Source organism: Amylibacter sp. IMCC11727 (assembly GCF_029854195.1).
Classification (GTDB): domain Bacteria; phylum Pseudomonadota; class Alphaproteobacteria; order Rhodobacterales; family Rhodobacteraceae; genus Amylibacter.
The window spans coordinates 3,302,433-3,314,613 of sequence record NZ_CP122960.1; the positions used below are offsets into that span (position 1 = coordinate 3,302,433).

General features: G+C 56.3%; 8 protein-coding genes. 1 reads left to right on the forward strand and 7 read right to left on the reverse strand.

Going from position 1 to position 12,181, the window contains the following annotated elements:
* Positions 1 to 14: 14 nt before the first annotated feature.
* The 4 genes from pbpC to QBD29_RS16565 all read right to left on the reverse strand — a co-directional run bounded on the left by pbpC (position 15) and on the right by QBD29_RS16565 (position 8,472).
* Positions 15 to 2,069 carry a penicillin-binding protein 1C gene (gene pbpC / locus QBD29_RS16550; RefSeq protein ID WP_280099184.1) on the reverse strand — a complete coding sequence of 685 codons (2,055 nt, stop codon included), beginning with the start codon at positions 2,067 to 2,069 and terminating at the stop codon, positions 15 to 17.
* Positions 2,066 to 7,516: an alpha-2-macroglobulin family protein gene (locus QBD29_RS16555; protein ID WP_280099185.1), complete on the reverse strand. Its 5,451-nt coding sequence runs from the start codon at positions 7,514 to 7,516 to the stop codon at positions 2,066 to 2,068. Before QBD29_RS16555 ends, pbpC begins: the two co-directional genes overlap by 4 nt.
* 141 nt (positions 7,517 to 7,657) lie before the next feature.
* The gene (locus QBD29_RS16560) at positions 7,658 to 8,128 is read right to left on the reverse strand and encodes an ATP-binding protein (RefSeq protein ID WP_280099186.1); all 471 of its coding nucleotides are present in this window, start codon (positions 8,126 to 8,128) and stop codon (positions 7,658 to 7,660) included.
* Positions 8,125 to 8,472 (reverse strand): STAS domain-containing protein, encoded by a 348-nt coding sequence (locus QBD29_RS16565; RefSeq protein WP_280099187.1) that lies wholly within the window; start codon positions 8,470 to 8,472, stop codon positions 8,125 to 8,127. The genes QBD29_RS16560 and QBD29_RS16565 overlap by 4 nt, the downstream gene beginning before the upstream one ends.
* A gap of 190 nt (positions 8,473 to 8,662) precedes the next feature.
* On the opposite strand from QBD29_RS16565, the gene QBD29_RS16570 reads away from it, so the two are divergent.
* Positions 8,663 to 9,838 carry an acetyl-CoA C-acyltransferase gene (locus tag QBD29_RS16570; protein WP_280099188.1) on the forward strand — a complete coding sequence of 392 codons (1,176 nt, stop codon included), beginning with the start codon at positions 8,663 to 8,665 and terminating at the stop codon, positions 9,836 to 9,838.
* Here the strand turns inward: QBD29_RS16570 and QBD29_RS16575 are convergent.
* The 3 genes from QBD29_RS16575 to QBD29_RS16585 are packed head-to-tail and all read right to left on the reverse strand — an operon-like array spanning position 9,835 to position 12,087.
* A complete protein-coding gene (locus QBD29_RS16575) occupies positions 9,835 to 10,950 on the reverse strand; it encodes a hypothetical protein (protein WP_280099189.1) in 1,116 nt (371 codons plus the stop codon). The two genes, QBD29_RS16570 and QBD29_RS16575, sit on opposite strands and share 4 nt — an antisense overlap.
* Positions 10,950 to 11,588: a hypothetical protein gene (locus tag QBD29_RS16580; RefSeq protein ID WP_280099190.1), complete on the reverse strand. Its 639-nt coding sequence runs from the start codon at positions 11,586 to 11,588 to the stop codon at positions 10,950 to 10,952. The genes QBD29_RS16575 and QBD29_RS16580 overlap by 1 nt, the downstream gene beginning before the upstream one ends.
* The gene (locus QBD29_RS16585) at positions 11,566 to 12,087 is read right to left on the reverse strand and encodes a hypothetical protein (RefSeq protein ID WP_280099191.1); all 522 of its coding nucleotides are present in this window, start codon (positions 12,085 to 12,087) and stop codon (positions 11,566 to 11,568) included. The genes QBD29_RS16580 and QBD29_RS16585 overlap by 23 nt, the downstream gene beginning before the upstream one ends.
* Positions 12,088 to 12,181 lie beyond the last annotated feature (94 nt).

Below are 12,181 nucleotides of genomic sequence, written 5' to 3' on the forward strand. Positions count from 1 at the left end.
CGCCATCGGTCAACTCACTCCACAATAATGCGCACCGCCTGTGATTGGCCCATCGCATCAATCACAGAAATGGACAAAAACCCGGGTCCGGGTATGTCCACCTCCGCTTGGCGATCATAACTGCCAACAACCACAGGCTCCCCATTGGCCAGCCATGTAAACGGCGGCACACCTTGGGTCACTTTTGCCACGATCCCATCGTCCGCCAAAACCAACCGCGCCCCATCAGGGGGAAACGTAATCTCAGGCAGGTTTTGCGCCCCTAAGGCACCTGGTCTGCGAAACACCTTCAGGCGCACAGGCAGGGCATCATTGGTCACCGTCAACGCCTCATCAGGGGGACGCATCAACGGATCAGGCTTTGGCTTGATCGCGGCAAACACATCAAACAGCAAAGGCGCGGCCAACTCTGCACCCAACTCACCGGGCATCGCGGCCCCATCGGCACGGCCCAACCAAACACCCACCGTATGCCCGCCATCATACCCAATCGCCCAAGCATCGCGGTGTCCATAAGACGTGCCTGTTTTATATGCCACAGTGTCCGCAACCGCCCCTTTGGGCGGCGCTACACCTGACAAAATATCACTGACATACCACGCGGACACACGGCTCACGACAGGCGGACGCACCGCAATGCTGAGCTCTTCCTGCGCGTGAAACACCAGCGGAACCGCCTGACCCCCTTGGGCAAGGCTCGCATATATGCCCATCAAATCGGTCAACCGCAAACCAATCCCACCCAGCCCAATGGCCAAACCCGCAGGGCGATCATTGGGCAATTGGGGCACGGCCCCCGCCCGTTTCATCCGCGCCATCAGAACACTCGGCTCAATCGCATCGAGCATCGAAACCGCAGGAATATTCAACGACATTTGCAAGGCTTCGCGCACCCGCACCTGCCCACGAAAACTGTTGTCAAAATTCTGCGGCGCATAAGGGCCAAATCGGATCGGGCTGTCTGTGATAAACGTTTCTGGATGCGCCAAACCCGCATCAAATGCCAACCCATAAATCAACGGCTTTAACGTGGACCCTGGGGACCGGATCGCGCGGGTCATATCCACAAACCCCTGCCGCCCTGTATCCAGATAATCGGGCGATCCAACGCTTACCAGAACCGCGCCCGTTTGATGATCCACCACCATCACTGCGCCCGACATTGCCTTGTGCCGCCCCTTCACATGCCGCGCCAACAACGCCTCTGCTTTGGCTTGCATCGCGTGATCCAACGTCAAACGATGGCGCAGTTGTGTCGGGGTCGCCGCCGCCACCCGTTCTGTCAAATGCGGTGCAAGGAAATCAAACGCATGGCGCGTGTTGGGCACGGTCTCCATCCGCGCCGCGTCCGCTGCCTCTTGATCCAAAACCCGCGCTTTGACACTGCGATCCAACACGCGGTTACGGGCCAGTCTGGCGCGATCAGCGGCACGATCTGGGCGCCGCGTTTCAGGAGATTGGGGCAGCGCCACCAACAACGCCGCCTCTGCATCTGTCAGCCGCGCAGGCTCTTTTTGAAAATAGCTCAAGCTCGCGGCACGCACCCCTTCAATATTGCCGCCAAACGGAGCCAACCGCAGATACAGCTCCAGAATTTCATCCTTGGTGCGCACCCGCTCCAGCGCCCAAGCCACCCGCATTTGCCGTATCTTGCCGCGCCATGATCCCGTACCGCTGTTTTCCAGCAATCGCGCCACCTGCATGGTCAGGGTTGACCCCCCTGACACAACGCCGCCATTCCACACCGCCTGCCCAACGGCCCGCACCGCAGCAAACAAATCCACGCCACTGTGGCGATAAAACCGTTTGTCCTCAAACGCGATCAGCTGTTCCAGATACCCGCGCGACACCTCGTCCACCGTGATCGGCAACCGCCAGCGCCCATCTGCCACCGTGAACCCGCGCAACAATGTGCCATCCCGCGCTTCGACCACCACCGAAACATCTGGGGTCAAGGGCGGCAATTGGGTGCGGCCAACCCACGTGGTCCAAACCAAGAAACCAACGACAAGGACAAGCAGAAAGCTCCCCCATCGCAGGATCATTCGGCGCGCTGTGTCTGGGCTCATTTAACGGTCACACGCCCCACATCTGTTCGCGCGCGGAAATCAGGGCGGTACATGTCTTCGACCACCGCCGCAGGATGATGAAACGATCCTGGTGACACCGCCCGCAGCACATAGGCCATCTGAAACGGCTTGCGCCCAGACCAATCCACCGCCGCCAAAAAACGATCCGTGCGGAATTCGCTGTTTTGCACATTGGCGTTCAACTCCAACCAATCAAGCGCCCGAATATCCCCACCTGAAATCAGGTTCGGATTGTCGATCTCCAACCCCGCAGGCAGTGGATCATTCACCATCAATCGCGCTTGGCTTTCACGCAACGGGGTCACCTTCAGAACCGCAACAATACGATCATTCTGCGCCAAATTGTCGAGCGTGACAGGCGCACCATCCATATCGAAATAGGTCCGTTCGATCTTATACCCATTGCCCCCCGCAGGTTCAGGGTCCGTTGGCACGCCAAACACCGACACCACGGCCGTTGTGTCCCGCGCTCCTTCATTTTCCAGCGCAACACCCGCCAGCAATTCATCCTCGCTGATCGTGCGCACCATTGGCGCGGTCATGGTTTCGCCATTGAACGAAATATCCTGCGCCACCCCTTCGCTTACCAACGCATTCACCGCCATCAGCGACCACATATTTTCCTGCGTGGATCGGCGGGCAACGGGTGTACGGCTGACGGTTTCGGCCAGTGATGCAACATCAATCGCCTCACTCCCAGCATTGACCGCCAGCGACAAAACAGCCGCTTGATCGCGCAAATCAGACCCGTAATCTCTGCGCCATCCCACGCGGCGCTCTCCTTCGATGACGCGCGCACCAGCCAACCGGAACATACGATCCGCGCGGCTTTGATCTCCGTAGAGCGCAAGCGCCGCACCCAATTGCGCCTGCGCCAGTCCGGTCCGAAATGCCCCCGACCGCGTATCAGAATAATATCGCAAATCCCCGATGGCCGCATAACCCTCGCGAGCCAAAACCATCAAAGCATAGGCGATATCTTCCCCGCCATCTTCAAAATCAGCCGCGTAATTCACGCGATTGCGCAGGTTGTTCAGCGCCTTTTTGAATGCCTGATCGGGGACTTCGTACCCTTGCGCCCGCGCACGACTCAGGAAATCGGTGACGTAACTGTCCAGCCACAAATCCCCGTTGGATGGATACCACAGCCCAAACGCACCATTGCTCGATTGGTTGCCCAGAACACGCACAATCGCCTGATCAATGCGCTCGGCCACACGTTTCTTATCCGCCAATCCCAACGCATCGGACAACTGGTCAAAATACAACAGCGGCATCGCCTTGCTGGTCACTTGTTCGGTGCAGCCATAGGGATACCGATCCAGCGCCGTCAGCAATCCAGGCGCATCAAAACGCGCCAGCGGCCCCACCGCAAGGGTGGCGCGGATCGTGCCATCTTGCAGCCCAGCCATCATATTGACATCCATGTTCAGCGCCTGCCCCGCCGCCAAAGACACGCGCGTTTGCCGCGCAATTTCTGGATCATTCCACTGCACAGGTAAGGTGATATTTTTGCTCAGCACTTTGCCATCTGGGGTTTTCACAAACACCTCAAACCGCTGTGCTCCCACCAAATCCGCCGTGACAGGAATATCCAAAACCGCACGCCCACCGGTGCGCAAGGTAACAACCTGATTGCTCGGCGTTTCTGTGCGCAGCCCAAGCGTATTGCCAAGCGTAACATCAAATTCACCCGTCGGCCCAAACGCATGGGTCAGTTCCAATCGAATGCGGCTTTCATCCCCAGGTGTCATGAATCGCGGCGCATTGGCAACGATCACAACAGGATCGCGCACCAGAACATCTTGCTCCGCATGACCCACCCCTTTGTCAGACCACACAACCGCCATCAAACGCACCGTGCCATTGAAATCTGGCATCGCGAAATCATGGCGCACCATGCCATCAGACCCAACCGTCAGAACGCCCGAAAACTGCGCCAAAACCTCTTCGCTTGGCGGGGGGCCTTGCAGCCCTGCATTGGCCTGACTGTCCCCACCAGACCGCAATCGCCCCGCATCACCCGACCCATCAATCAAACGTCCGTAAACATCGCGCAGTTCCACGCCCAATTTACGTTGCCCGAAATAATATCCATCGGGGGAAGGCGTTTTAAATCCTGTCAGGTTCAACACCCCTACATCCACCGCCGCGATGGTCACATATCCTGTATCCCCTGCGGACAATCCATCCACTTTCAGGGCAACAGGCATTACATCACGCGGCGATGCTTCGTCCGCATTTGCAAATTGGGCAGTCAGCAACTTTGCTCCAGGGTCCACTTTCGCAAACGCCAGACCCAGCGCACGGGACGGATCAACACCGCCATCCATACCGCGCAAAACGGAAGCGGTGACATAGGCCCCAGCCCCCCAATCCTGCGTCACATCCAACGGGATTTCATTTTCCCCTTTGCGCACCGTAATGGACCGCGTTTCGATCAAACGATCCGACAAAACAGAAACTTGTGCCACACCATCAAACCGCGAAACAACGCGCATGGTGGCCGTGTCACCCACCGCATAGGCATCGCGATCCATCGCAACGTCTAACAAATCAGGCGTATCATCCGCACCCCCGCTGGCATACCAGCCCGCGGTGAACCGAACCGATGATTGCGCAAAATCGGCACCTTTATGAACCAGCTTCAGCTCATATTCGCCCCACTCAACCATGGCTGCAATCTTTGCAATCTCTGCCGATCCGATTGTGATGTCGCCGCTGGCAACCCGTTTGCGCCGCGTCGTGGGTTCATAATTCCACTGCCCATACTGGCGATACCACTGATACCGCGTGTGCAGGCGGTTCAGCACCCAGCTGACATTCTCCATGTCCATCCGCGCACCCGCACCATTCACGGCAATCACTTGAAACGCCGCTTCGGACCCCTCACCAACGCTGCCCTCAAACATCGGCTTAATCCCGATCAACGGCTTGCCAGGCAGTACAGGGGCAGACACACGGCGTTCCACAGGGCGGCCCGATCCATCGCGCAACCGCACCACCGCGGTCATATCCAATGGTTTGCTCACCTCGTCCACGCGGGGCAATTGCAGGTTCAAAACCGCGGATCCATCCGCTGAGGTTTCTGCCGCGCTGATGCTTTGATATCGCGTGCGAAACACATCATCCGCCGCGCCAAACTGATACCCGTCATACCCTTGCAACGCCCGTGCCGCCGACAGCTTTACTTCACCCTCAACCTGTAATCCCGCGCCAATCGCACCAAACAAATACCGCGCATCAATGCGCAACTCTGGCGTATCAGACAACGCAAAAGGCCCCTCCCCCAGCGCCAAATCAAAATCGATCTTTTCGGGCACAAAATCCTCGACCAACACACGCCGTTCTAACAACGGGTCCGCATCTCGATCCGCATAAACCCGCAGCTTCCACGTCCCTCGCGCTGCCGTGGCAGGAATATCAAACGACGTCACCGCGCCACCTGCACCAACTGCATTGGCCAACACCCGCTTGAACCGCACATTGTCGGGACGGATCAGATCAAGCGTGAGCGGCACGCCATCAATGGCCTGCGCCGTTCCGTTTCGTGCCAAAACAGTGGTGTGAATCCGTTCCCCTGGCCGATAAGCACCCCGATCTGTGGCCATAAACACATCAATGGCTTTGGCAGGTTCGCGCCCCTCAACCCCGCGATCCGACAGATCATATTCTGCCGCCGCTTGATCGATGAACGCATAATCCCCGCCCTTTTCAACCGTCACCAACGCAGGAGATGCCCCGCCCGTGCCCAGCGCCAAACCCGCAGGGAACATCGCATATCCCGCTGCATCGGTCTGGGTTTCTGCCAACACAACATTTGATTTGCTGACCAACCGCACCGTCGCCTTTTCCAAAGCATCAGCGGATTTCAACGATTTCGCAAACACATGCAGACCGTCATTGCCCTTCATCGTGGAAATTCCGATGTCAGACACAATAAACCACTGTGTCGCAACCGTATCGCTTTCTCGCTTGGCACTGGGGATCTTTGCGGTCAGGGCATAAACCCCCGCATCAAACTCCGTCAGCGCATCAGCAATAGGCAAAGCCGTGGTCACCTCGCGGTTCAGTTCACGCTGAACATCCGCCGTTCCCGACCAAACCTCTTGTCCCAGATCACGCGCCAGAAAGGGCACATCCCAACGCGATATCGGTTTAGCAAACATCCCATCTTGCACCGTGCGCAACAGGTTGCGATCCCCAACACGATAGATTTTCACATCCACCGTATCGGCATTCACAGTGATCAACGGAATGGTCGCGCCATCGCGCTGCGGCATCAAATAACTGCGCCCCGCAAACCGTGCCACGGGGTCACGATCCTGCACGTAAATGCGCAGATCAACCGTCTTGGCCAATTGTTCTCCTGCCGCAGATGGCAACCCTTTGCGAAATGCAATGCGGTGGGTTTCCCCATGCCCCATCCCCTCAACACACAATTGCCGCCCCTCGGCTTCGGCGGTCAGACCCGTGATTTCCGATTGGATAAAATCGGAATATTCCACCGTCCCTTTGACCAAATCTTCGGAAAACTCTGCACAAACACGTGGGCTAGATGCGTTGTGATCCACCGTGTGATCCACCACCCGAAACCCATACAGGCTGATCGCACGATCAAGCGCGTCTTCGGTATCAATGCGCGGCGAAATGCTTTGGGCCAATCGCAAAACAGGGATCATCAACCGCCCTTGGCGCACCCGTTCAAACCCGGCAGCCAACTCTTGCAAAGCAGCCACTTGCGTGGCCTCTGACTCTGCACGCAAAAACCCGTTGATGGCCGCAGCATTGCCAACTTCACGCACGAAACGGCGGGATTTTGGCGTGTTGGGCGTGGCGACATTGGCCAAACGCGCCACTTCGATCCACGCCTCTGCGCGATCCTCATCGTTAATCGCGGCAAGCATCAGCTCCATCGCTCGAATATGATCTCCTCTGGCAGATTCCTTTCGCGCTTCCTCAACCAGTCCATCATGGGTCCAACGATTAGTCGGATACCACGCGCCATTGCGATCCGCGATACGCCGCGCTTCGCCCAAAAACCCGTTTGGAATAACCGCAAGCTGTTTGGCCCGCACCCGCGCGCGCTCCAATTCCGCTGGCGTGGCGTCTGTCACTTCAACAGAAACGGCCCCTTCAAAAACAGATTGGTCCCCCACCGCAGACTTTGGAAAACACGCGAATGATTTACGGTTGTATGTAAACGCCTTACAAGCCGTATCCGCCAAACAAATGGCAACGCAGTCTTTGAATTCCACATCAAACACATTGCGCAGATCAGACCCAAAGAAATCCGTATTATTCGTCAGTTCAATGCGGCGCTCTGGAATTGGATTTTGCTGGGCTTGGGCCAAAACCTGCCCTGCGAAACCGACAAGCATCAAACTTGCCGCCGCTGCCATTTTAACTGTTTTTGAAAATACCATAACCAATCTCCGTCTATGCGAATGTAACTCCACAATGACAGAGCCCCCGCATCGGCGCAATTCTCTGTTTGAAATACCGCGCCAGCGGCGGAAACACCCCCATCCATCAGGGCACCGCCCCGCTTTTCATCGGATCAAAGATCAGGCAGAGGCCACCACCCCTAAATTTCGGGTTAGGGTCAGTCGGTTTTGTTTGTTCTTATGTTCGAACTCCACACAATCCGTCAGCGTTCGGATCAGATTCCAGCCAAATCCCCCCTCTGGCAATTCTTCCAGATCCATGTCCTCGACATTCATGTCTTGCAGGGGGGGCGGACCTTCAAACGCGCGGCCACTGTCCGTGATGGTGACACGAATTTGGCTTGGTCGCAGGCGCAACAGAATGTTGATCTCCCCATCCGCCGCATATAGATACGCATGTTCCACAACATTGTTCAGCGCCTCTGCCAGCACCAACTCCAATTCTTCAATCACATTTCGGTCCACATGGTGATGCGCCAGCCATGCGCACATATCCATCAAAACGGTCACAACCTCTTCTTGAACGCTCCTGATCGCGATTTGAAATCGCAACTCCTTTGGGCGTTTCTTTAGGATGCGACGCGGTTTCATATCGCTGTTTTCATCCCTTGCGCCAAGGCATCCTCAACAGATGGATAAATCCCAAACACGCTGTCCATTCGCGTCAGCTTAAACACCTTCCCCACCGCAGGGCGCAGCGCGGCCAATTCCAGTGTCTTGTCGCGACCCATGTGTTTCATCACCGTCACAACCGCGCCCAATCCCGAACTGTCCATGAAATCAATATCCGTCATGTCCAGCACAATATGCCCAGCTCCGGCCTCGGAAATCTCGCGCAATCCTTCCTTGAACCGCACTGCACGCGCCGCATCCAGACGGGTCGCGCATAATTTGGCCACGGTTATGTCGCCAACGACATTGGTTTCGATATCCATAAGCTGTCCTTTCAAACCATCGCCCCACGCGCTGTTTAACGCGCAGGCCTTTGAGTCAAAATGACATAAAACCCCTTTCCGAAACCTTACCAAATAGAAAAGAACGGCAACAATTTGATACAATTCTTACGATTGCCAAAGGCCCATCCCCTTCCTAAATTCACCGCAACAGACACAAAGGAGCCACGCCATGACCATCGCTATCGTAGGCGCAGCACGCACCCCAATGGGCGGCCTTGGCGGCGCATTATCAGACACGCCCGCCCCCGAACTCGGTGGTGTCGCGATCAAGGCCGCGATGGACGGCGCAACCGTGAAACCATCCGATATCGACGAACTCCTCATGGGCTGCGTTCTGCCCGCTGGCCTTGGTCAAGCGCCCGCACGCCAAGCGGGATTCGCCGCAGGGCTCGGCATCGACGTCCCCGCCACGACAGTGAACAAAATGTGCGGCTCTGGCATGAAAACCGTGATGATGGCCCACGATCAACTGGCGCTTGGCAACGCTGACATCATGGTCGCTGGCGGCATGGAAAGCATGTCGCTGTCCCCTTACATCCTGCCCAAAATGCGGTCGGGCGCGCGCCTCGGTCATGGCGAAGTCAAAGACCACATGTTCCTCGACGGGTTAGAAGACGCCTATGACAAAGGCCGACTCATGGGCACCTTCGCCGAAGACTGCGCCGAAAAATACCAATTCACCCGCCAATCCCAAGACGACTACGCGCTCCAATCGCTCTCCCGCGCGCTCGATGCAGGTGGCTCTGGCGTCCTGTCCAACGAAATCGCACCCGTCACCCTCAAAACCCGCAAAGGAGAGGTGACAATCGACGCCGACGAACAACCGAAAAACGCACGGCCCGAGAAAATTCCAAACCTCAAACCTGCCTTCCGCGATGGCGGCACCGTCACCGCCGCCAACTCCTCCTCAATCTCTGACGGCGCAGCCGCCCTTGTCCTGGCTACACCCGATGCGGCGGCGGACAAAAACCTCACAGTTCGCGCCAACATCCTCGGCCATGCCAGCCACGCGCAGGAACCAGGCCTGTTCACCACCGCCCCGATCCAAGCGGCGCAAAAACTCATGGATAAGCTCGGCTGGAGCACGGATGACGTGGACCTCTGGGAAGTGAACGAAGCCTTCGCCGTCGTCCCCATGGCCTTCGCCCGCGACCTCAATATCGACCCTGAAAAACTCAACATCCGCGGCGGCGCCTGCGCCCTTGGCCATCCCATCGGCGCAAGCGGTACGCGCATCCTCGTGACCCTGCTCAACGCCCTTGAAACCACCAACCAAAAACGCGGCATCGCGGCTATCTGTATCGGCGGCGGCGAAGCAACCGCCGTGGCGATCGAACGGCCTTAACCGCCCGTCCCTTTGCGGATTTCAAGGACCCCACGCCGACCCGATTGGCGCGGCAAAATCTCGGCGGGTGCCGTGTCAGAAACCAAGCTGACATCGTGTTCATACGGGGCCCAGCCAGCAGGGTTACTCTGTTCCGATACCACTAATTTCTGCCGCATTTCGGCAATGGAAATACCCGTTGGGTCTTCCCTCATCACTGACAACAAGCGATACGCCAATGGGCCAACAAACCCGCTGCCACCCAACCAATCTGGCGCATCAACCGTGCGTGCGTTCGTCCCGGGTTCAGCCGCATAAAGGGTAACCCCTTCATCCATCAATTTCGCAAACATATTTCGCAGAATACCGCCAAAAATACCCGCGTCATTCACCAAATCGGGTTTCACCGAACCAAAGCAGTTATCGACCAAAAACAGGTAAGGTACCGGCGCATTCCCCCCTTTCAAAAACGCACCGTCGCGATTTCTTTGATCTACAATCGCCTGCCGTTTTGCCGTTTCTTTTTGCACGCGCTTTATGGATGCCCACCAACCCTCATCAGGTCTTTGCATCTCGTGCGACGGAAAAAATTCATCCATATAGTCCATGCTCTCATGCGCCCGAAAATTCACCGCCGCAGACACGATATCCAAATTCCAAACCGTCGAATGGATCAACTTCTGCGTTCCCGATTGCGTCAAATCCGCAGGCGACACATAGACATCCCCTGGCACAAGGAAATTCGCTTGCGCCACAGGATCCCCGCCCCCATGCCCCATCATGTAAATCACAACACGCGGATTGGGGGCCTTATCCGCCCGAATGCGTCGTTTTAAATCAACGATCGCATCAAAAATATCTTGCCGCGTGACCACATATTCAAACTCGGATCCGACCCGATCAGAAGTCAGCAAAATCCCAAACGCCGCCCCCGCACCCATCAAACTTTCCGCCACCAACCGCGCCGATTGTTCTGCTCCATACAGATGCGGCAATCGGCTTTCCACCGAATAGGTTTCAATGCCAACAGACAGAAAATACAACTGCGTTGGCCCCACTGCGGGTGCAGGGCGATTGTTGGCATGGGCCGCAAAGGGCAGCCACAAAACCAAACACAGAACCCAAGTGCGCATCACCATTTTTCAAAACACTCTTCAAAATAACTGTCACTGGATTTCAGCCCGTGCAAGAACCACCGCTTGTCCCATTTCCACGCGTTTAACCTGTTGCGCAGGTTCGAAATCTTTCGGATCAAATATTCCCCCGTTTGGATCGGCGTCCCATCTGCGATGTAACTCACCCGCACGGGGTCTATGCCGAAATCCTCAATCTGCGTCAGCAACTCACCCACACACCTCCGCGCAGGATCAACACGATATTCCCCGACATAGGCGCGGTATTTCAGCACCGACATGCGTTTCTGATGCAGCGGATCATCGCGGGTCAAAGGGCCGTCAATCTGTTGGGCCAAAATGGTTTCCAACCCATAATCCAGCACCACATGGGTCGCGTAAACATTGTCATCAATGCGGTTTTTGCGATCAATGACAAAGGACACAGCCACCGTCAGCATCAACCCCAACAACAACAACGCACCGTCGATCTCCTTGATCGCTTTCAACGTCTTTTTCCACTTTGATACAGGCGCAGTCGCCGCACCTTTTTCGTCCAACGTTTCCGCTTTCCCATCCGCTACAGGAGTCAATTCATCATCATCCTCAGCAGGCCCGACAACCTCGGCCTCAACCTCAGTTGTTTGATCGCCAGACATATTTTACCTCCCCCGCTTTTCCCTCGACAATACTTGTGACCAAACGCAACACGGGCGTGGCGCCTTCATCCAATGAACACTTTGCAAGAAACGCCCGCGAAACCTCCGTTGGTACGTCATCATCCCCCGCACCTTCCACCGTTTTGGCTCGCACTACGATACGCCAATCCGAAACGCTTTTGTCATACCCACCCGTCCACGTCATGCTGGTGGGGTCCACGTTCAATCCACACTTCTGCGCACTGGCCGTTGCATCATTTAATGGCGTGAATTTTTGCGCATCTGCCGTCATTTCAAAGCGAACATCTTGCTGAAAACATGTAATCGGCAAGCGTTCTACGGGGCCCATTTCCCCAATGGATGGCTCAAACGCCCAATACCCAGCTTCACCTGTTCCACCTGTCGTGAACCATTGCTTCTCCACATCAAAACAATGCTCCGCCTGCGCCCCAACTGCCAAAAAACACGCGGTTACACCCGCAATCAAACCAACTTGCATTAAATTCTCCTCGTTGGTCCAAGCCTGCGATAACTTGCCTATTTAGGCAACAGTTTCCTCTTGATCACCTTTCGCACTGGTGAAATATTGGGGG